Source organism: Zhongshania sp. R06B22, assembly GCF_040892595.1.
GTDB lineage: Bacteria > Pseudomonadota > Gammaproteobacteria > Pseudomonadales > Spongiibacteraceae > Spongiibacter > Spongiibacter arctica.
Genome location: NZ_JBFRYB010000001.1, coordinates 1462655 through 1484548 on the forward strand (window position 1 = coordinate 1462655; position 21894 = coordinate 1484548).

20 protein-coding genes are annotated in these 21894 nt (G+C 46.6%); 17 read left to right on the top strand and 3 right to left on the bottom strand.

Features of this window, described 5'->3' with window-relative positions:
• Positions 1-2: 2 nt before the first annotated feature.
• The 6 genes from AB4875_RS06650 to chrA all read left to right on the top strand — a co-directional run bounded on the left by AB4875_RS06650 (position 3) and on the right by chrA (position 5079).
• Positions 3-287, top strand: a complete 285-nt coding sequence (locus tag AB4875_RS06650) for a hypothetical protein (RefSeq protein WP_368375269.1) — start codon at positions 3-5, stop codon at positions 285-287.
• Positions 288-515: 228 nt separating this feature from the next.
• Positions 516-1202: a PAQR family membrane homeostasis protein TrhA gene (gene trhA / locus AB4875_RS06655; protein WP_368375270.1), complete on the top strand. Its 687-nt coding sequence runs from the start codon at positions 516-518 to the stop codon at positions 1200-1202.
• Between the two features lie 29 nt (positions 1203-1231).
• The gene (locus AB4875_RS06660) at positions 1232-1504 is read left to right on the top strand and encodes a hypothetical protein (RefSeq protein WP_368375271.1); all 273 of its coding nucleotides are present in this window, start codon (positions 1232-1234) and stop codon (positions 1502-1504) included.
• Positions 1505-1540: 36 nt separating this feature from the next.
• Positions 1541-1927, top strand: coding sequence for an acyl-CoA thioesterase (locus AB4875_RS06665; protein WP_368375272.1), 387 nt, complete (start codon positions 1541-1543; stop codon positions 1925-1927).
• A 169-nt stretch (positions 1928-2096) separates the two neighbouring features.
• Positions 2097-3884 carry a DEAD/DEAH box helicase gene (locus tag AB4875_RS06670; protein ID WP_368375273.1) on the top strand — a complete coding sequence of 596 codons (1788 nt, stop codon included), beginning with the start codon at positions 2097-2099 and terminating at the stop codon, positions 3882-3884.
• Positions 3885-3951: 67 nt separating this feature from the next.
• Entirely contained in the window at positions 3952-5079 is a 1128-nt protein-coding gene (gene chrA, locus AB4875_RS06675; protein ID WP_368375274.1) for a chromate efflux transporter, read from the top strand.
• 77 nt (positions 5080-5156) lie between these two features.
• On the opposite strand, the gene AB4875_RS06680 is transcribed toward chrA, so the two are convergent.
• Entirely contained in the window at positions 5157-6038 is an 882-nt protein-coding gene (locus AB4875_RS06680) for a LysR family transcriptional regulator (protein WP_368375275.1), read from the bottom strand.
• A gap of 113 nt (positions 6039-6151) precedes the next feature.
• On the opposite strand from AB4875_RS06680, the gene AB4875_RS06685 reads away from it, so the two are divergent.
• From AB4875_RS06685 to AB4875_RS06695, 3 genes are all read left to right on the top strand, one after another.
• Complete coding sequence (locus AB4875_RS06685; RefSeq protein ID WP_368375276.1) at positions 6152-7594, top strand: HAD-IB family hydrolase; 1443 nt, start codon at positions 6152-6154, stop codon at positions 7592-7594.
• A gap of 90 nt (positions 7595-7684) precedes the next feature.
• On the top strand, positions 7685-9100 hold the full coding sequence (locus AB4875_RS06690) for a wax ester/triacylglycerol synthase domain-containing protein (protein WP_368375277.1): 1416 nt from the start codon (positions 7685-7687) through the stop codon (positions 9098-9100).
• A gap of 160 nt (positions 9101-9260) precedes the next feature.
• The gene (locus AB4875_RS06695) at positions 9261-9656 is read left to right on the top strand and encodes a group II truncated hemoglobin (protein WP_368375278.1); all 396 of its coding nucleotides are present in this window, start codon (positions 9261-9263) and stop codon (positions 9654-9656) included.
• Between the two features lie 7 nt (positions 9657-9663).
• Here AB4875_RS06695 and AB4875_RS06700 read toward each other — a convergent pair whose 3' ends face one another.
• Complete coding sequence (locus AB4875_RS06700) at positions 9664-12411, bottom strand: winged helix-turn-helix domain-containing protein (RefSeq protein ID WP_368375279.1); 2748 nt, start codon at positions 12409-12411, stop codon at positions 9664-9666.
• Positions 12412-12966: 555 nt separating this feature from the next.
• Here AB4875_RS06700 and AB4875_RS06705 point away from each other — a divergent pair.
• The 7 genes from AB4875_RS06705 to AB4875_RS06735 all read left to right on the top strand — a co-directional run bounded on the left by AB4875_RS06705 (position 12967) and on the right by AB4875_RS06735 (position 17766).
• The gene (locus AB4875_RS06705) at positions 12967-13719 is read left to right on the top strand and encodes a glucose 1-dehydrogenase (RefSeq protein WP_368375280.1); all 753 of its coding nucleotides are present in this window, start codon (positions 12967-12969) and stop codon (positions 13717-13719) included.
• A gap of 37 nt (positions 13720-13756) precedes the next feature.
• Complete coding sequence (locus tag AB4875_RS06710; RefSeq protein ID WP_368375281.1) at positions 13757-14248, top strand: flavin reductase family protein; 492 nt, start codon at positions 13757-13759, stop codon at positions 14246-14248.
• A gap of 14 nt (positions 14249-14262) precedes the next feature.
• Positions 14263-14583, top strand: coding sequence for a 2Fe-2S iron-sulfur cluster-binding family protein (locus AB4875_RS06715; protein WP_368375282.1), 321 nt, complete (start codon positions 14263-14265; stop codon positions 14581-14583).
• Between the two features lie 45 nt (positions 14584-14628).
• Positions 14629-15693 carry an LLM class flavin-dependent oxidoreductase gene (locus tag AB4875_RS06720; protein ID WP_368375283.1) on the top strand — a complete coding sequence of 355 codons (1065 nt, stop codon included), beginning with the start codon at positions 14629-14631 and terminating at the stop codon, positions 15691-15693.
• Positions 15694-15708: 15 nt separating this feature from the next.
• Complete coding sequence (locus AB4875_RS06725; RefSeq protein ID WP_368375284.1) at positions 15709-16299, top strand: NUDIX hydrolase; 591 nt, start codon at positions 15709-15711, stop codon at positions 16297-16299.
• Between the two features lie 83 nt (positions 16300-16382).
• Positions 16383-17153 carry an SDR family NAD(P)-dependent oxidoreductase gene (locus AB4875_RS06730; RefSeq protein ID WP_368375285.1) on the top strand — a complete coding sequence of 257 codons (771 nt, stop codon included), beginning with the start codon at positions 16383-16385 and terminating at the stop codon, positions 17151-17153.
• 202 nt (positions 17154-17355) lie between these two features.
• Complete coding sequence (locus tag AB4875_RS06735; RefSeq protein ID WP_368375286.1) at positions 17356-17766, top strand: hypothetical protein; 411 nt, start codon at positions 17356-17358, stop codon at positions 17764-17766.
• A 308-nt stretch (positions 17767-18074) separates the two neighbouring features.
• Here the strand turns inward: AB4875_RS06735 and AB4875_RS06740 are convergent, their stop codons facing one another.
• Positions 18075-19100, bottom strand: a complete 1026-nt coding sequence (locus AB4875_RS06740; RefSeq protein WP_368375287.1) for an NADP-dependent oxidoreductase — start codon at positions 19098-19100, stop codon at positions 18075-18077.
• Between the two features lie 330 nt (positions 19101-19430).
• Here AB4875_RS06740 and AB4875_RS06745 point away from each other — a divergent pair, with 330 nt between their 5' ends.
• On the top strand, positions 19431-21797 hold the full coding sequence (locus AB4875_RS06745; protein WP_368375288.1) for a TonB-dependent receptor: 2367 nt from the start codon (positions 19431-19433) through the stop codon (positions 21795-21797).
• Positions 21798-21894: the final 97 nt, after the last annotated feature.

Consider the following 21894-nt stretch of genomic DNA (forward strand, 5'->3'; position numbering starts at 1 on the left):
CAATGGATTTGACACATGGCAGTGTATTGCAGGGTGATCGGGAATTGTTATCTGACGTTCCCATGTACATTTCCACTAGCAAGAAATATGTGAAGTGGGGTGGCTGCCTGCATTTAAATAAGCAGATCAGCGAGCGTCTAGACGGAACGGATTATAGTATCCGCCTGCGCGATGGCCGCTTGGGCCAAATTCGAATTCGCAAAGTGGTAAACACCAACGGTTCCCTGCATGTCGAGTTGCTCTTCGACGGCCTTGGTAGTCTGGATGCTGAAGTCGGCGCTGCTTGAACGTGTAATTGCTTCTCCCCTGGTCCATATTCGTGCGTAGTTATCTGCTTTACTTGTCGAATACCCCTTCTCTAGTCCGTTTCAGGCGCTGGCGGCGCAAAGGGGGGGCGACTTTCTCTCTTGATCAGCTTTGCTGGTTAAATTGGCGTATCCATTTTGCCGCGCTCTCCCCGCTAAAAACCCATACCTAGAATCCAATATCTGTTAAATTGACGTTCGAATTAGCGCATGTCCGCAATTTTTTGCTCTGATGTTTCTTGTGAGCCAGTAATCAACGATTCAGGTGGTAATAGCATTTTGTATAAGGGCGAGCGTTTTAACAGCGTGTCTCATCTTGCGGGTGCCTTAGCGGCAGTGCTTGGCAGCGCGGCGCTGATATGGCCGGCAGTGCAAGATGCCGAGGTCTGGAAAATTTTAGGCTTTTCGATTTACAGTGTATCGCTGCTATCGCTTTATACGTTTTCAACCCTTTATCATAGTAGTCAGGGCGCGAGTAAGGCTCTGTATCGGCAGTTAGACCATTTGGCGATCTATTTACTTATTGCCGGCACGTATACTCCATTTTTAGTGGTGACACTCCGTGAAGCCGGCGGTTGGTGGATGTTTGCTGTGATTTGGTCTTTGGCGGCGGTGGGTATGATCCTTGAGGTCATTCCTAAGGCCGGTCGGCGCGCCTGGTCAATCGCTGTTTATTTGCTTATGGGTTGGTTGGCGGTATTCCTGATTAAGCCCTTGAGTGCTGCGTTGCCAGAAGGTGGCTTTAGCCTGCTATTGGCGGGTGGTATTGCCTACACCGTGGGTATTGTTTTTTATGTGTTTGATAAGAAAATCACCCACTTTCACGGTATATGGCATCTTTTTGTCTTAGCCGGTAGTGTGTGTCATTTCTTTACCATCTATTACTATGTCGCCTGATGCAGCGCGATAACTAGAGGTCAGGCTTCTTGATTTTATGTCGTATTACAATGGCTTTTGGTCTGCTAAATGCACTGTTGTTGCTGATTGCCACGCTGATGCCGTTGCCTTTTAATGGGCTTGAATATGGTTGGTCGCAGGCGTCGTCGCTGATGATTTTGCAGGGGATTGTAACGGCGGCGATGATATATGCCGCTAGTGAAAAATTGCGCGGCAGTGATATAGGGCTAAAAGCTTTTCCGGCGTCAATAATGAGTTATGTGCTGTGGCTGTGTATGTTCCTGCGGTGGGTAGCTCAGTAAACTAATTCCGCCTATGGCGGTGAAGGATAGATAAAGATGTTGCTTTGCACTATGGAGCCTCGGTTCTGTGAAACAGATGCCTTGGGCCATATAAATAATACTGTTGTGCCCATGTGGTTTGAAACCGGCAGGACGCCGGTTTTTGAGATATTTAATCCCGGTCAGCATTTAAATACGTGGAATGTGATTTTACGTAAGATAGATGTCGATTTTGTGGCGCAGATTTATTACGGCCACCCTGTTGAGATCAGAACGCGCGTTGGTCATGTCGGTAGCTCCTCTTTTGTCTGCGAACATGAGGCTTGGCAGCGTGGCAGTCTTGTCGCCACGGGCAGTGCGGTGATGATTTATTTTGACTTTGAACAGCAGCGCAAACAGGAAATTACCGCGGCTTTGCGCGCCGAGTTAGAAAAACTGCGCTAAGGGTGGGCTTTACGCGCCACTCTTGGGGTGGCAATGCCAAAAAAGGCCAAAGGTTTCAAGGTATTTCTGCTTTCATGTCGGTATAATGCGGCCTCAACGCCATTTATGCGTTCGGCCGAGTGTGAGGTCTAATGTTGCGGCGACTCTTGCATTTTTTACGGTAGCGATTATGCCCTCAGATACGGCCGCGGCAGCGGAAACTATTACTTTTGATGATTTGGGTTTAGCACCCATGGTCCTTGCCGCTGTAAAAGCGGTTGGTTATGAAACACCTTCGCCAATTCAGGCGGCAACAATTCCTTTTATCCTAGCTGGCAGAGACCTCGTTGGTCAGGCCCAGACTGGTACCGGCAAAACAGCAGCGTTTGCCTTGCCTTTATTATCTCGTCTCGACGTAAATAGCCGTCGTACCCAGGCTTTGATTTTGGCGCCAACACGTGAATTAGCGATTCAGGTAGCGGAAGCGCTGCAGAGCTATGCTTCGCATATGCCTGGTTTCCACGTTCTGCCTATATATGGTGGTCAAGATTATCGCGGTCAACTGGCGGCCTTAAAACGCGGTGTTCAGGTTGTTGTCGGTACGCCTGGCCGGGTAATGGACCATATGCGTCGCGGTACCTTAAAGCTCGATGATTTGAGCCATTTGGTATTGGACGAAGCAGATGAAATGCTCCGTATGGGCTTCATCGATGATGTTGAATGGGTTATGGCGCAAATGCCTGCCAAGCGTCAAATTGCCTTGTTCTCAGCTACTATGCCATCGGCTATTCGCCGCATCGCTAACACGTATTTGAACAACCCCGAGCAAGTCACCATTCAAACCAAGACCTCGACGGCGATAACCATCCGTCAGCGTTATTGGATGGCCCGTGGTTTGAATAAACTGGATGCCTTAACCCGTATTCTGGAAGCCGAACCTTTTGATGGCATGATTATTTTCGTGCGCACCAAATTGGTGACCACCGAGCTTGCCGAGAAATTGCAGGCCCGCGGATACGCCGCAGCGGCTTTGAATGGCGATATCGCCCAGGCGCAACGCGAGCGCACGGTTGAACACCTGAAAAATGGCCGCTTGGATATCATTATTGCTACTGATGTCGCTGCACGTGGTTTGGACGTTGAGCGTATTAGTCACGTTATCAACTACGATATTCCACATGACACCGAAGCCTATGTTCACCGTATCGGCCGTACTGGTCGTGCTGGTCGCAGTGGTGATGCGATCTTGTTTGTGGCACCGCGTGAAAAACGTATGCTGCAGGCAATCGAACGCGCTACGCGTCAATCTATTGAAGAAATGGGTTTGCCGACGGCAGAGAATATCAATGCATTGCGCGTTGACCGTTTTATGCAGAAGATCACCGAGACCCTCGCGGGTACTGATCTCAGCTTCTTCCGCAAGATGTTGCAGGAATATGTAACAAAGCACGATGTGTCTGAACTCGATGTGGCTGCGGCTTTGGCGAGTCAGTTGCAGGGCGACAAGCCACTGCTAGTAAAAGACGCGCCCAAGCTGATGACTGAAGCGCGTTCTCGCGACAAAGTTGGCGGCGGTGGCAAGCGTGCGGCAGAGTCAACGCTGCAGCGCTACCGTTTAGAAGTTGGACGTGAGCACGGTGTGAGTGCGGGTAATATTGTTGGTGCTATCGCCAATGAAGCCAATATTGATAGTGCTAATATCGGTCGTATTTCAATCTACCCAGAGTTCAGCACCGTCGATCTGCCTGCGGATTTACCTGCTGGTGCGTTTGACTGTTTGAAAACCACCCGTGTTGCTGGGCAGGCTTTGAATATCTCCGTTCATGAAGGCGGTGATATGCCTATTGAGCGTGAGCGTCCCCGCAAGCCGCGTGTTAGCAAGACCGGTGAGAAAGGTGGTCGTAAGCCAGTCACAAAAGTGATTAAGGCTAAACCTAAGACGCCGACAACGCCAAGAGAAAAACGCGGCAAGCTATAAACCGCAATACGCTTGGTTTACACTCTTTCCACTTTATTAAAGTGATAATGAGGGAGAGAGTGTAAACGTGCTGTGGCGTATTTTTCTGCAATTCCTCTATTTGGGCTGTGTTAGTTTTGGTGGCCCAGCCGCACATATCGCTTATTTTCGAAAAATATTTGTTGAGCAGAAGTCTTGGTTAAGTGAACAGGAATTTGCCGCTGATCTCGCATTATGTCAATTTTTACCTGGCCCCTCCTCTAGCCAACTTGGTTACGCGATCGCCTGTCGGCGTGGCGGTACTGCTGCGGGTGTTGCGGCATTTTTAGGTTTTACTCTACCGTCTTTTCTTCTTATGTATGGTCTTGCTGTTTGGCAGCTAGATCTTGTCCAAGGTTCTCTTCAATACGGTGTTGTTAGCGGTTTAAAGCTGTTAGCGGTGGCGGTGGTGGCCGATGCAGTGTGGGGAATGGCCAATCAGTTTTGCCGACAGCCGCTAAATATTGCACTTACCTTGCTCAGCACTGCGGTACTGAGCTGGGCGATGACGCCGCTGTGGCAGTTTTCGCTAATGGCTGTCGCCGCGGGATTGATGGCGTGGCGAGCAGTGCCTGTGCAGAGCGTCGCGAGTATTGTGACGGATTACACGCTGCTGATTTGTGTGACGGCGTTCGCGCTGTTGTTCGCGGCTGCCATGGTGTTTCCCGAAGCGATCTTTTCAATATTTTATCAGGCGGGCAGCTTGGTCTTTGGCGGCGGCCATGTTGTGTTGCCGCTGCTGGAGCCGTTGGTGGGCGACGCCTTGAGCAAAGATCAGTTTTTATTGGGCTACGCCGTCGCGCAGGCGATGCCGGGGCCGATGTTTTCCTTTAGCGCGTATCTTGGCGCGGCTATGCGTCCTGATGCTGCGCTGTCATACGCTGTTATTGCGACGTTAGCTGTCTTCGCACCGGGTTTCTTGTTGTTGTCGGGGTTTAGAGGGATATGGCAGCAGCTATCAATACGACCGCGCATTGTCGCCGCGATCGCGGGTGTTAATGCCGTCGCTGTGGGTATGTTAGCCGCGGCATGGATAGATCCGGTGCTCACGAGCGCGCCGCATAATGGGCTTGCACTTGTGCTGGTGGTAACGGGGTTTATCGCTCTTCGAAGTAAGCGGCTTCCGATCTTGGTGATTATTGCGGCGTTCGCTTTGTGTGGCGCGGCTTTTTATTAGTGGCGCTTAGCTGTAATTCAAAAAATAATAATGATGCCCGCCTAAGCCAAGCTACTTTAAATGTCCTTGTCCCCATTCTACTTTGCCAGAATATTAACCAGCGCTGCTGCCGGTGCCGATAGTTCAAACTCCTGCCGGTGGGCGCAACATACGCTCAGCTTTTCGGCAGAGGTAAAGCCGAGGATGGTGAAGCGTTTTAGAAACTCGCGATTTTGCAGATAATTTTGTCCCACTGTTGCCACGGCGTCGGTCGCGGCGACTACTTCGCAGGCCAGTGGAAAGTGACCAATAATATGTATTGGGTGGTCAGGCGGTATTTCGGTGTCGCCAAATAAGCGGTTGGTGATTTCGGGAGAGGCCCCGTCTCTCTCGGGAAGTACCAGTGGGTAGTTTAAAATATGCTTTGATGACACCGCCCGTCTTTTAGTTAAGGGGTGATCGCGGCGGGTAAAGAAGTAGGCGTCAAAGGGTTGTAGTGGAATAATTTTAAACTCGCGTCTTTCTTCAAGCGCCCGCATTGGGCCAATGATCAGCTCAGAATCACCGGCTCTTAACAGACTGATTGCCTGCTCTGTGGATACCGATTTTATATCTACCTTTAGGCTCGGGTAGTGCGCGAGTAACTGAGGTAGGGCGGGATTCATGATGGTTATCAGCGGTGGCGGTGAAATACACAAGCGCAAATGAGACTCTCGGTACGCTCGAAATTCCTTGGCATCCATATCTAGGCGTTCAATATCGGCGAGAATCCGCGCCGCGCGGTCAATGATACTGCGGCCCTGGGGAGTGGTAATGACACCTCTTGCGCGGCGCTCAAATAAGGCTATGCCCAATTCCTTTTCCACCTCGGCGACGGTTCGGGTTAGGCTGGGCTGCGAAACGTGAATGGCCGAGGCGGCAGCGGTCATCGAGCCAAATCGATCAACGGCGACAATGTAACGTAATTTATTGGTATTCAATGGTATACGTTTTCCAAATATTACAGTAAAAATAGTATTGGACTGAATATTAGTTACGTTGTCAAATGAGACCATATTCGCAGTCACTTGAATGATCTAGGAGCTAACCCGGTATGCACCCTTATACTGAAATCACGGCAGAAATTGATAATGCTCCCGCAGGGCCTCAGATCGCCGCGCTGTTTGATTTTGACGGTACGATCATCGAAGGCTATTCGGTCTTTAGCTTTCTTCGTGAACAGGTACGCCGAGGCGACTTAGCGCCATTCGAAATACTGGCGACGGTCGACGCCGTTGCGCGTTTTGGCTTGGGCAATGCCGATTTCACTACGTTAATGTCACTGTCTGCCCATAGCATGAAAGGCTTAAAAGAAGAGGATTACCTCGATGTGGCCCAGAAGCTTTTTGAGCGCGATCTAGCAAAAAAAATCATTCCTGAAACTCGCGCCTTAATAGAAGCCCATATGCGCAAAGGCCACACGGTGGCAATTATTTCCTCCGCGACCCCATATCAAGTTGTGCCCTGCGCGAAATATCTTGGCATCGATAAGGTCGCTTGCAGCACCATTGAAGTTAAGAACGGCATCTTTACCGGCGAACTGGGTGGTCCACTTTGCTTTGGTGTCGGCAAAGTTAATGCAGCCCTAGCATTGGCTGAGAGCAATGATGTCGATCTAGACAATAGCTATTTTTATTCTGACAGTACTGACGACATCGAACTCCTCGAGTATGTCGGCAAACCGCGTCCCCTTAATCCGAGTAACAAATTAAGAGATATTGCTGAGAAACGTGGCTGGCCGGTACGGGTCTTTAAAAGCCGCTCAAGAAAATCAGTCATGGGTCTAACTCGTAATATCGCCACTAAGGTTAGCCTTGTTGGTTCGGTTTTAGCGGGCTTGCCTATATGGGCGCTCACAGGCTCTAAGCAGGAAGCTCGAAATTTTTCGATGTCGCTATTCGGTGACCTAGCGAGTGCAGTTGCTGGGCTCAAGCTTGAGGTTGTCGGTGAGAAAAATCTTTGGGCAGCCCGACCCGCAGTGTTCATCTTTAATCACCAAAGTGATATCGATGTCATGATTTGCGCCAAGCTGTTACGCCGTAACTTTTCAGGTGTCGGCAAGGCCGAGATTAAGAAAATGCCACTGATTGGCGTAGCTATGGAATACTCAGGCGTTGTGCTGATTGATCGCAATAATAGCAAGGGTGCGATTGCGGCCCTGGATCCCTTGATCGACAGAATCAAGCAAGACCAGATTTCTGTTGTTATGGCGCCAGAGGGCACCCGCACCCATTCGAAGAAACCCAAGCCGTTCAAAAAGGGCGCATTTCATATCGCGATGCAGGCGGGGGTGCCGATTATTCCCATCGTTATTCATAACGCCATGGACGTATCCCCAATGGGTGATACCTTGTATTACCCGGGTACTGTCGAGGTAGAAGTTCTCGCTCCTATTGATACCAGTGATTGGACCACAGCTAATCTCCACGCGCAGGTGTCAAAAGTAGAGGCGCTTTATAAAGCCGCCCTAGACAAGTCTACGGCCGTTGGTGAATGACTAGTGTGATTTTTATACGTTAGTAGACTTTTGATCTGCGGTCTCGGCCCTACTTGAGACATATCATTACAGCATTAAGCGAGAGCGAGCATGGAACAAATAAAACCCCAAGACGCGCAGTTCCTTTATACCGAAACAGACGATAATTTTAATCACATCACAGTGCTACTTAACTTTGGTGGTCCCGCTGACGATAGCGAAAGCGCGGTTGACTGTGATGCAATGATAAAGTTTTTAAAGCAAAAGCTAGAACAGCATTCAATGTACTCGCAACGCTTGGTGCGTTTACCTGCTGAGCTGGATTACCCCTACTGGGTTAACGACGAAGACTTCGACCCTGATGCGCACTTTAAAGTGTTGCCGCTTGCTGCGCCGGGTAATTGGCATGCCCTGCGGGAGGCTGCGTGCTACCTGCATTCGCAGCCCATGGATATGGAATGTCCCCTATGGGATGTCACGATATTTACCGGTGTTCATTGCAACGGCGCCAATAAAAACGGGTTCACCATTGCTATGCGGCTGCATCATGTCGCCATTGACGGGGTGGGGATGGTAAAGCTGTTGGCAAGCTTAGCAATGCCCGCAACCGCACTCGATGCTGTCCCAGTAGCCGAGCCTAGCGAGCAGGGTAGCGTATTATCTTGGTCCAATGTGGCGGGGCGGGCAGTCGCCAATAGGCTGCGTCAATCCATCGACCTGGGCGGCACCTTATTAAAAGGTACCAAGCTTATCGCACCCTCAGCGCTGCGCTACCTTAACACCAAGCCCTCAGAGCGGCAGCGTGTGCCCGCCAGCCGTTTTAATACTGGCGTTGGTGGCGACAAGATATTTGACGTGATTAATGTCGATCTTAAAGTCTTGAGTGCCCTGCGGCGTCTTCATCCGGGGGCAACGGTCAATGATGTTGTTCTGAGTATTTGCTCGGGTGCCTTGCGTCGGTACTTGGATAAACACGGTGAGCTGAACTCGCAATCTTTGGTTGCCTGGGTACCAATTAATGCTAGGACGGCGGAGAGCGAAAAAGGCGGTGACACCGGCAATAATTTAAGCGCGTTTACGGCTCCTATATACACAAATATTGCCGATCCAGCGGCCAGGCTGGACAAGATAGTGACGGCTACTCAGAATGGCAAGAGTGGAAAATCTGGAGCGGGTCTCCTTCTTAATATCACTAAATGTCTATCTGCTCCGGAGCAGTATTTATTCGCCCGCGCTATTAACGCAACGTCGGCTGCCAGCTCAACCTGTAATTTATTCGTCTCCAATGTTCCTGGCCCCGCCCAGCCAATTTCCTTGGCGGGGTATCCTTTGGAAAGTACATCGGGACTGCCACCCCTGGGCGAAGGCATGGGGCTCTTTATTGCCACGCCTAGCTACAACGGCAAACTGTATTTCAATGTGATTTCAACTGCGGCAATTTTGCCGGATATTGAGTTCTTCATGGAATGCCTTCAAGAATCGTTTATTGAGATGCAGGCATCACTGGCAGATCTGGGCAGCAGTTAAGTCTTAGGGAATACGCTTCATGTTTTGGGACGTGGCTTTACACAGAGAAGCTTGAGCTAGATCAAGGACAGTCGAGTCCAAGTCTTGTGTAATGCCAAACTCAAATCACAAGGACAGATGTCGCCGCGCGGATTGCGGTGCATCTGTGGAGAGTTAGCGAATGCCCCAAGAGCAAAGCCCCTATCAGATCTTGGGTGAAGACAAGATCAGGGCGCTCGCCAGCGCCTTCTATGAGGTCATGGACGAATTACCCGATGCCAAGCGAATCAGAGAGATGCACGGCAAAAGCTTGGTCGATATTAAGCAGAAATTGGCCGAGTACTTGATCGGCTGGTTGGGTGGGCCTCCGCGGTATTACGAAAAGCACGGCACCGTCTGTCTCACCAAGCCCCATACTCCTTATGCTATTGGACCTGAGGAGCGAGATCAGTGGTTGATGTGTTTCGACCTAGCTCTTGAGCGTATTGATGCAAGCGAAGATCTTAAACTTATGTTGCGCACCCCGGTGTCCCGTTTGGCCGATATGATTAAAAACCGCGATGATTCGGTGAGTTAGGTTTGCTTTAAAGTTGAAAGTGCCGCGCGACTGTCACAGCGGCAGTGCGGTTAGCAACGCGCAATTTTGCGTAAAGATTTTTCAAATGCCATGCAATGGTATGCTGACTAACACTCATTTCTATGGCGAGCTCTTTGTTTTTTAGTCCCTTGGCAAGGAGTCTTAGCAGGTCTAGTTCCCTAGGGGTGAGTGGTTCTATGTCATTAATGTCAGTGGTAATCTCTTCTATGGTAGAGCGGCTGACGCCAAAATTTTCTTTTAGCGTAGTGAGGTATTGTTCACCCTCAAGGCTGCTGTTTAGATCGTCATCATTTGGCCAGCGCGATAGCGTCTTCTGGAACGCGTCGTGGAGTGCCGGATCAGATTCAATAAATGTCTGTAAGAAATTACCCTTGGCACCAAGTTGGATTGATTCAGTAAGCCGATTAAGAACACTTCTATCCTTGCCAAGTTGCAGCAGTGCACTTGCTTCAATTAGCAGTATTTTAATTAAGTGGCGATCTTGATTTAGCTTTCTGGCAAGTGCGGATTGTCTGTTCAGAATGGGAATAGTCTGTTCGGGCTTGCCGATACCTAGGAAGTACATGCATGCACCCATATCAACATAGTATTGAACCTCAGACCAATATTCATGACTGCTGCTATCTTGCCGCATATTCAGTGTGCTGAGTTTTTTTAGATCGATGAATACAGTCTCCGCCGACTCAAGCTTGCCATGCTTGCATAAGAGTCTAATTCGTTCAGACAACATCGCTGCCACTAAGCGACTGTAATTATCTTTTTTACCTATAGCTTCGCCTTCCGCGAGAAACTGCAAAGCTTTCTCAACATCCCCTTCAGCGATAGCGAGCTTAGATGATGTTTGGTAGTAGCAAACTAAGGGCTCGATTACTGAAGATTCGTGTCTAACAACTGCGCTATTTTGAATGCATTCAGAGGCGCGAGAAAAATCACCCCACTCATAATATATTTCGGCAGATAGCGCGCTCGGCACAGCGAAGGGCATCCACTGATCTTTAAAACCCTTACCTGCGATAAGTTGGGCTTTTTCGTAAAGTTCATTTGCTTGTTTCAGGTGGCCAGAAAGACGATATCCGAGGCCTCGGAAAATGAGTATGTACACAGTTGCACGGAAATTATTTATGTCTCCTGAAATGTCATTTTCTATTGCGAGACGATGCCCCTCATCAAATCGTCCCTGATGCATTAAGGCATAAACTAATGCAGCAATATAGGTATTGCGAAAGAATATATGTTCTTTTGATATGTTAATTTCGACGGTATTCGCAAATTCAGAAATTTGGATTTCATTGTCACTGACTACAGTAATAACCCCCTTCTGGGCCTCAATGTTACTCAGTAGTTTATCGAGTTTATGTTTGGCTACGGTATTTTGTTCTCTAGCTAAAACCAATGTCGACTCTGCTTTGCTGCAGTGCATAATGGCAGTAGAGAAATCTCTTTGGAGAATGGCGACCCAACCTAGTCCAAGTTGCAGGCACGGATTTTCTTGTACATATTGAACTGGTAGACGATTAATCCATTTTGCTAGAGTCGCTAGTCGGTTTCTTGATAATAGCATTTCCAAACTATTTTCTATGGCGTCGGCGGCGTAGTCCCAGTCCTCTACTACTAGCATATGATTTATAGCTTCATGTAGTAAATTGTTAGCTATACACCACTTATATGCTCTCCGGTGTATTAGATGCAGATCTTTATTTGTTCTTGACGACATTTTTGTTTGAAGAAAGCTGCGAAAAATATGATGGTAGCGATAGCAAGAAAGCTGCTCATCTAAGGTGACAATAAATAAATTCTTTCGACGTAATTGAGCTAGTATCGAATCGCTATCATGTCTTTCGGTTACCGCATCACAAAGCTCTGGTGTAAGTATCTCAAGTATTGATGTTTCAATAAGAAAATTCTTAATCAAATCTGGCAGTTGAGAAAAAATATCATATTCTATGTATTCGGAAAAGTCTGATTCCCGCCCCGAAAATCTACGTATATACTCATCGATATTGCTATCTTTCTTTAAAGATAAAGATGCTATATAAAGCCCGTTTATCCAGCCGTCGACCCGTTCAAGTAGTAATCCAATATTGTCATTACTCAGGCTTGGAAGTGACTTGCTCGAAAGTATTTTAACTGCTTCAGAATAGTTTACTCGTAAGTCGTCAGCAGATATTTCTATGAGATTTTTGCGTGCTCGGAGTTTCCCGAATTTAGCAAAAGACGATCGGCTCGCAATGATTATTCTAAGATTGTCGGGGCCACTACCGAGTAGCTCTACCATTATATCTTCAATATCAGCTGAATCAGACCGGTGAAGATCGTCTAGAATTATCGTAATAGGTTCGCCAAAAGACAGTATCTCGTTCATCAGGGTCGTCAGAATAACCCTAAAAGATAGCACCATTCCTGAACCGATTAATGCCTGGGATGCGACCCCTATATTCTTTCCTAGCGATTGAAGGGCGTAAGAAATCCCGGTCAGAAAGTGGATGGGGTCAGAGTCATTTTCCGAAACTGACAACCAGGCAACTTGTTTATTCTCTAATTTTAGCTGATTAAAATACTGAACAAGAAGACTTGTTTTGCCAAATCCTGCGGGCGCAGAGACTAAATAATTACCATTAGAACCGTGGGATTCTTGTAAAAGAGTCAAGCATTGGCGCTCAATTAGCTCTATTGAGCTTTTGGGAGGACGAGTTTTCGCCAAATTGACTATGCTTCGGTGATTCAGTTCATTCACAATGCGGGCTTCGTTATTGCTTATAATTGATGTTATTGATTGGATGAACAATACACTCTACATATTCAATACTCAAGGTTGGTTCTGGGCTCGCGGCTGAGCTTGCGCCCGGCCCGAAATCGGCACGAAAAAGCAGCAGCCGGCGCTAGCTAGCTAATAATTTATATCAAAACTTGTTCAATTTTTGATCAGGTTGCTATGTGGTTTATCGTCAGTCCTTAGCGATATATCTCTTAGCAACACTCAAAAGCCTAGTTGCCTATTCCGTCAGCCTTCCCTGTGGTCTACGTTGAGTCGCTAATGTACTGCGATGCCTGATCAGATCAGCTCGACAGAGCGGCTTGCTGTTTTTCTTCAGGCAGATGTACTAGTCCAGCGCCAGTAAATTCAATATCAAACTCCCTAGCTCCCCCCCCCCTCAGATTAATGGCAATCATTATTACCTGCTTGGGTGGTTATTATTATCTCTAAGGTTACTACGATGACGTCATTGCAAGTGAGGTCTGCGGATATCGATTGACTTACGCAAGCCCGTAATTATAAAGGTGAGCCATTATGATAAAAGAAAAAGTAATCATCATTACAGGGGCCGGGTCAGGTATTGGCAAGGGAACCGCTCTAGCTATGGCTAAAGAGGGGGCGAAGTTAGTACTTGCTGATATAGACAGCGAAGCGGGTGAGAAGGTTTGTCTGGAGTTACTCGATCTAGGTTATGAGGCAACGTTTGTGCAGACCGATGTTACCGATCCGGTACAAGTAGAAAATATGGTTGCCCATGCCGTAAATACCTTTGGTCGCCTTGATTGTGCGTTTAACAACGCCGGGATTGAGGGACAACTTGTTGCCTTAGATGAAATCGATCTTGATCACTTTGAGCACACCATCGCTGTAAATCTGAAGGGTGTCTTTTTATGCATGAAATATCAGCTAAAAGCGATGCTGAAAAACGGTGGCGGCGCGATCGTTAATAATTCATCGGTGATGGGGCTAGTGGCGGCGCCGATGATATCGACTTACTGCGCAAGCAAACACGCAGTAGTCGGTATAAGCAAAAGCGCGGCGCTTGATTACGTTAAACATAATATCCGCATTAATGCTGTTTGTCCTGGTGGCGTCGCGACTCCCATGGTTAGCCAAGTACTAGCCGAGACACCTGATGCTCTAAAAGACATTTTGGCTGCGGTACCCGCGAAGAGATTAGCCACTACAGCTGAATTGGCGGAAGCAGTTATCTGGCTTTGTTCCGATCGTTCAAGTTTTGTCACTGGAATAGTGTTGCCAGTAGATGGCGGATACACAGCGCAATAATGCTCCGACTTAATATTGCACTAGGAGGAGCGGGTTTATGACGATTGATTCTCGAGAGTTACGCAATGCACTGGGCTTATTCACCACTGGCGTGACGTTGATGACAACCACCTCAAAAAACGGTGACGTGATTGCCATGACCGCAAATTCTTTTTCTTCATTGTCTTTGCAGCCGCCACTGGTGCTTTGGTCTATAGATTTAAACTCCAGTATTTTTGAGATTTTCAATAGCGCCGATCGGTTTGCGGTAAATGTTTTAGCTATAGATCAGCGCGATATGGCAGATACTTTTGCCCGCTCTAAAAATGATCAATCTGAGCTCCTAAAGAGATTTGATATTGGTGATTATGGAAGTCCAGTCCTAAGTGGCTCGCGCGCAGTGTTGGAATGTGAAGTCGCTGCCAAGTATATCGTCGGCGATCATCAAATCCTGATAGGAAAAGTACTTGGATATGAGGTCGATTCAACAGTTGCGCCACTGGTTTTTGCCAGTGGTAAGTATCACGAACTAGGCCCTCAGATTAGCTGAAAGTAGGTGTGAATATGGTGAAAGTGAAGTTCGTATCCGCTAATGGTGGCGTCATAGACGCAGAATGTCAGCCGGGTCGTACTCTGATGGAGTGTGCCGGCGATTATATGGTGGCAGAGATTGAGGCGCAGTGTGGTGGTGGGTGTGCCTGTGGCACTTGTCATTGTTACCCGCGGAAGGAGTGGTTAGATAAGTTACCTCCAATGGAGGACATTGAGGCCTGCACATTGGAGGGTGGGATGGCAGAGATTAGGCCTACTAGCAGGTTGGCATGTCAGATCGAGCTGACCGAGGAACTGTCTGGGCTGATTATTGATTTGCCGGAAATTGCTTGAGCAAAAATCGAACTTAAAAAATAACATTAAGATTGGAGAATTATAATGGAAAAAATTGGCTTACAGATAATGTTTCAGAACTATGGCAGTAGCATGTCAGATGTCGATCATGTTCAAGAAGAAATTGCGATTGCCGAGATGGCAGAACCAATGGGATTCGACGAAATATGGCCGGTGGAGCACCATTTTACTGACTATTCAGCGTGTCCAGACAATACCCAATTTTTATCTTACCTCGCCGGCAAAACATCAACAATAAAGCTTGCAACCGGTGCTGTAATTCTACCGTGGAATGACCCGCTTCGGGTTGCCGAGAAGATCAACTTCCTAGATCATTTGAGTAATGGCCGAGCCATTCTAGGTGTGGGTCGCGGGCTAGCGCGTTGCGAGTATCAAGGTTTCGGTATCAATATGGAAGAGTCGCGTGATCGCTTTGATGAATCGGCCGAAATGATTATTAGAGGCTTGGAAAGCGGCTTTGTAGAAGGCGATGGAGAGTTTTACAAGCAATCCCGAGTGGAGATACGTCCGCGGACTATTTCTACCTGGAAAGACCGTTTCTACTCCGTAGCCATGTCGCCAGACTCAGTCTTGCAAGTAGCCAAACTTGGCGCGCAGATGATCCTCTTCTCTAATAAAACTGACGAGAAGCTTAAGGACTCTATCGATATGTATAACACTGAGTATCGTAAATACCATGACGATGAACCTAAGCCACCGCGTCTTTGCGATTTTGTTGTGTGTCATGAAGATGCTGCGGAGGCAAGGAAATTAGCTAAAGCGCATATTGGTGGGTATTTCGCGTCAGTGATGGATCATTATGAGTTAGCTGGCGATCACTTTAAAAACAGTAAAGTTTATAAATCTTATGGCGATGATATCGATATATACGAGAAGACCAATTTCGATACACTCATGGATGCGTATATAGACTGTAATTTGTACGGTACTCCTGAGCAAATCATCGAACGAGTTGAGCGTCGCCGAAGCATTATTGGTAATTATGAGCAGAATATCTGCGTAAAATTCGGCGGTAATACTCAGCAGGTCGCTATTCATACTATCGAGTTATTTATGGCTAAGGTGCTCCCAGCGCTGAGAGCGAAGTAGGCAGAGGGCGCTTTATTGTCTGAACTTGCTGGAGGTGTTGCTATGAAATATTGTCAATTCTGTGGTTCGTCGGTGAGCTTAAAAACCCCGGAGAATGACACTTTGCCGCGTCATACGTGTAACTCCTGTGACAAGGTCTACTACAGAAATCCAGTCGTTGTTGCAGGTTGTATACCTTTTTGGAAAGGTAGGGTGCTCCTGTGTCGCCGAGCCATTGAACCGGGCTATGGTTGCTGGACGGCTCCCGGCGGCTACGTGGAAAGTGGTGAAACTGTTGAACAGTGTGCGCAGAGAGAGGCTTGGGAAGAGGTCAGAGTAAAAATAAAACTTGGTCAAATACTATCTGTAACAAATGTGACTGCTGCAAACCAAGTTCATGTTTTTTTCCGCGCAGACATGATGTCAGCAAATTTTGAAGTGGCAAGTGAGTGTCTTGAGGCGCGCCTTTTCGACCCTAAAGATATCCCGTGGGATGAAATTGCTTTTTACAGCGTAGAAGAGACCTTAAGAAGAGCGCTAGAAAGAGACAGTACCCTATTTGGTTTGCAACGATTCCCATTGAATTTAACGTCCTTAAGACCGCCGCGCAGATCTGTTTCTACTTAGTCAGTGTTAGGCGCTGCAGATGAGTGGTGTTATCAAGATATAAGATCATGAAAATTATGTGGATTCTAGTATAAGGCAATATTATGACCAATGACTTATTTTCTATCAGCGGAAAGCTTGTGCTAATTACCGGTGCGTCATCTGGGATAGGATACTCTTTAGCAAAAGGGCTTTCTGCCGCTGGAGCAGTGATTGTTGCCGCAGCACGACGTGTCGAGAAGTTAGACGATCTCCGAAAAGAAATTGAGTCAAGCGGCGGTAAAGTGATAACCGTCAGAATGGATGTCAGTGACAGAAATAGCGTTAACGCGGGTTTTGATCGCGTGAATGAACAGGTCGGTGTCATTGATACTATTGTCAATAATGCTGGTATAGCGGCTCCCGGCAGCTTCCTTAAAATTGATGAAGAAAGTCGTAATTCTGTTATGGATACAAATTTCAACGGTGTCTGGAATGTCGCTCAAGAGGGCGCGAGACGCATGATTGAAGCGGAAAAGTCGGGTTCAATAATAAATATTTCTTCTGTTCTAGCACTGGGTGTTAAACCAGGTCAATCAATCTATTGTGCATCGAAAGGGGCAGTTGCTCAGCTAACTCGCGGTATGGCACTCGACTTAACTAAATATAATATTCGTGTCAATGCTCTCGCCCCTGGTTGGTTTGAAACGGAGATGAGTAAAGAGTTTTTTGATTCCAAGGAAGGCCAAGAGTATATCGCTAGAATGCCAGCAAAACGCTTGGGAAATCTGGATGAGCTCAACGGTCCCGTCATTCTTTTAGCCAGCGAAGCGGGTTCTTTTATAAACGGAGTTGTGTTGCCGGTAGATGGAGCCCTTAACGTAGTAACCATATAGTACGACAGTTTTTCAAAAATCTATATGAAGACAGATTCGAGCTATGTGACCATCTAGCGGCTGCTAGTGAATAATTTCAAAATAGCTGGATAGTAAAAAAATATGATCAATATCTATAGCTGTTAATGATCATTTTAAAATCATGAATGTAGTGGAGTTACATCGCTACATTTTTATAAAAGCAGTGACTTTAGGGGATATAATGATGATAGAAAATACAATAAAAATTGCTCTAGCCGCATTCCTGGCATCAATTTGTAATCTAAGTATGGCAGGCCCGCTAGCGTCGGTAATTGATGTGCTTACTCAGTCAGCTAATTTAAGTTCGGGCCTCAGCGGAATAGCAAATTTGAATGCTCCTCCAATTGAGTCCTTGGTAGCTTTAGGTGGACTTTCAGACTTAGGTGGTGGCTTTTCAGGATTAACCGTATTGCCAGTTGATATTATTTCGTTGTCGGGCAGTGAAGGATCAGATCAACCTAGTATAGTTCTGCCATTTAATCCGCTGCCTCTTACTATAGAAACTGTAGGCAGGCTTCCGGCGCTGGATACAGTGCCGGGAACTCCAGTAATTTTACTTTTTCTGGATATTCTGGCCCTGAGCCCGCTCTGAATAATTTTCTGCGTCATAATTGGATTTCGGCAAGCAGTCTGGGTTTTGTTCCTGCTGCTAGCATGAATACTCTTCAGTTGTCGCTCACCGTTAAATGAACTCATATTGCTCCGGTGAGCACTATGACAGATTTTTATTGAAATGATATCGCTAGGCGAAAGACCAGATCGAGTACTAAGTGAGCTAGGGGCGGAATTCTTCCTGTAGTATCGAAGTAGCGTAAAATTCGATCCTTTTCAGTGGGGCTAAAACTGGAGTGATATTCTAAATTCCCCGCAGCTGGTCATGCTAGGCGGGGAACAGGTTTGTTAGGGCTCTAAGATCAATTTTCCGAAGTTGCCCCCATCAAAAAGTAATTTGAAGTATTCACCGAAGTGATCAATACCTTGGCGAATATCCTCTTTAGATTTTATTTTTCCTTGCTGGATCCATTCGCTGAGCTGACTTACTCCCTCGTGGTAGCGTGAGTAGTAGTCTAGTACTACAAAACCTTCCAGCCGAGCACTTTTAAACAGGATCGGAATGTAATCAATTTCGGCCCTTATGTTTAAGCCTGAGGCATTATATTGTGATATCGCTCCACATATGGTGACTCTGGCCTTGGGATTTATATGATTTAGCGCTGCGTCAAGTGCCGCCCCCCCGACATTGTCAAAAAAGACATCAACACCGTTAGGGCAGCTCGATGCTATGGCGTTATTTAGGTCTTTTACATTTTTGTAGTCTATTGCGCTATCAAATCCAAGTTCCTCTACCAGGTATCGGCATTTTAGCTCGCCGCCTGCGATGCCTACGACATTACATCCCTTTATTTTGGCGATTTGCCCTGCGATGCTGCCAACAGCACCTGCTGCGCCAGAAATTAGAACCGTGTCGCCAGATTGAATTTTGGCTACATCCATTAAACCGAAGTACGCAGTCATTCCCGGCATGCCAAGAATGCTGAGGTACATCGATTTATCTACATTTGAAGGCTTAGTTATATCAATTTTTTCGATTGCATAGGCGCTATTGAGTTTACAGAATTTTTGAACCCCAAACATACCAGATAATATGTCGTTCTTGGCGAAAGAGTCATTCTTCGACTCAATCACCTCTGCCAAGCCTAAGGCACGCATAGTTTCATCAATTTGGACAGCTGGCATGTAGGACTCTACATCATTGATCCATCCTCTCATTGCAGGGTCAACTGAAATATACATCACTTTAACAATAAACTCGCCAGGCTTTAGGTCTACATCCATATCTTCTTGAATGAGCTTCCAACAATCAGGGCTGACATTTCCGTCGGGTCTTTTATTAAGAACAATTTTTTTGTTATGTACTGTCGACATGACATTCTCTCCGGAAGTAAATATCAGTCTACTTTAGCGGTTTTTCTTGACCACTAACCTATTAGTAATAGGGGGGAGTAGGTGCTACTTGATGTGATGGTTTGCCCGCGTGTCTATTTAGATAGTATCTGGTAGTTGAGACTAAGGGTCTTGCTGAGGCATGGGTTTTGATTTTTTGACCATGAAGTGTGGGTCGCCTAATGACCATAATAAAATTTATGTGCTTTGGTTTTTGTTGTCTCCGAAAACTGATATGGATAGTGGTCAATTTAAAAACACATGCCTATTTATTGGTATGTGATTGGGATAATTAAAATAAGGATAAAATGAATGAAAGAGACATATAGTAATTTTTCTAAAAGTATATCCTGCGCAGTAATACTTGGGGCATCTGGTCTTGCCAGCATCTCGTCCTTCGCTGAACCTAACAATAGAAATCGAATGTTAGAAGAGGTTGTGGTTACTGCGCAAAAGAGGGAGGAGAACTCTCAAGATGTTCCGATTACGATGGCTGCCTTGGGAAGTGAAAAATTGGAAGCGTTTGGTATTGAACAAACGGCTGACTTAGAGAAAATCATTCCGGGTCTTACGTTCACTCAGCAGTACGGATATACAGTGATTTATTTGCGTGGGGTAGGTAGCGAATCATTTCTACCTAACTCCGAGCCGAGTATCGCTTCTTACGTAGACGGTATTAACATTGCGTCTGCTCATGGCAAATCCGATGCAGTAGGTCCCGTTGAGCGTATTGAGGTCTTGAAAGGCCCTCAGGGCACTTTATACGGAAGAAGCGCGACTGGCGGCGCCATCAATATTATTTCAAAATCGCTACCGGCGGAAGGCTATGAAGGTTTTATTAATTATGGTGCTGGGAATTACGATGACCGGCATGCGCAAGGTTATTTTGCTGCGGCACTGACAAATAGCACAGGCGTGAGCTTTTCTTATTATAAGGATCAACGCGACAATATAAACGTGCGCGCGGTGAATGGCGTAGTACAGCACGGAGACAAAGAAGATTTTTCTGAGAGCTATCGAGTTAAATTGATCCAAGATTTCGGTGACAATATTCGTATTACCGGTATTGCTCAAAAAACAGACGTTCAGTTAGCCGATGCGGATAAAAAAGTTAATATTCGTCCCGCCGGCCTTTCTATCGGTGCTCAGGCCCAGCAACCGAGTCGCTTAGTGGAAAACGACAAAGAAGGGCAAATGCGCACAGATGCTGAGCTTTATGGCTTGATATTTGAGTGGGAATTTGATGCCGTAGCGCTTAAGTTTGTGTATTCCGATCAAGAGTCTTTAACTTATGATCGCACCACCACAGATTACGACGGCACCAGCTTAAATAAGGTTAGCTTTTTTACTTACAACGAACCTGTTTTTCAGAAAACGTATGAATTCCAGCTTAGCTCTACAGAAAATAGCTGGATGTCCGACAAGCTTACATGGGTAGCTGGATATTACCATTTGGAAGGCGGTGGTGGTTTTGAGCGTATTTTCTTTGAACTCTCACCTGAGCTCGCTAGCGGACTTGTTACTGGTTTTGCTGGATCAGTGGGAGATTTGTTAAATGACTTGCTATCACCCGTCACCAACACTTCCGTATATTTAGAGGCGGGCGGAAAGATAACCATCGATTCCGACTCCATATTCGCCGAGGCGACATATTCACTGACACCCAGTTTGAATCTTACGCTGGGGGCGCGCTATCAAGAGGAAACGCGTGGTCTAATTAATAGTTATTTTGATATTGTAAATCCTATTTTTGGAACGCCAACGGAGGAGTATTTTGATAGTGATGATCGAAGTCGAAATATTCGAGTTGGTACGTTCAATAAGCCCGAACTCGAAGATGTTTCTGTCGCACCGCGAGTCGCCTTACAATGGTTTGCCAGTGATGATGTACAGGTTTACTCTTCTATAGCAAAGGGCTTTAAGAGCCAGACATACAATATCCTCAATTTCTTTTCGGAGCCTGATGAGGTCGATAAGTCTGAAACAACGTCACTGGAGATTGGCTTTAAATCTGATCTGCTGGATAGCACGCTGCGTCTAAACGGCGCTGTCTTTAATACGATTACCAAGAACCCTATTTCGGCGTTTGTTGGTCTGACATCCGGCGGGGTAGTTAATTATTTTAATGCCAAGGAATCCACGACAAAAGGCGTGGAGGTGGACTTACTGTTCCAGCCGATGGCCAATTTAAACCCAGGTTTAGTTGTTTCTGGCGGCGCATCGTATATAGAAGCTGAATTTTCTGATTTCAAAGACGGGCGAGGCTATGACGAAGATACAGGATTGGCATATGGGCCTGGGGCCTTAACATTACTGGCTGAAAGAGATTTTACTGGCAATGATGTGCCGCGGACGCCGACCTTCAGTTCCAATATTGCGATTAATCAAGGTATTGAGTTAGGCGATTTCGGCTATATTGAGCTGGCGGTCGATTATGCGTTTAAAGACAGCTTTTACTATACAGCGTCAAATACGCCTCATGCGGAACAGGCCCAATACGAGCTTTATGGTGCCCGGATGAGCTGGATGTATGAGCCCAAAGGTATAACCTTAACGGCTTATGTAAATAACATTAAAGATGAGGATTATTACGTGGCGATGGTTGAGAATGACTTCGGGGTGTCGGCTGCATTAGCACCGCCGCGCTTATATGGTGCTAAGATTAAGATCGATTTTTAGATCGTATTATTCTACCGATGATGGGCGGGGGATCAAAACATATAGAGTTAGGCATCTCCCATCCTAGTTACATTGCGCACCTTTCGTGCGTTTTTTT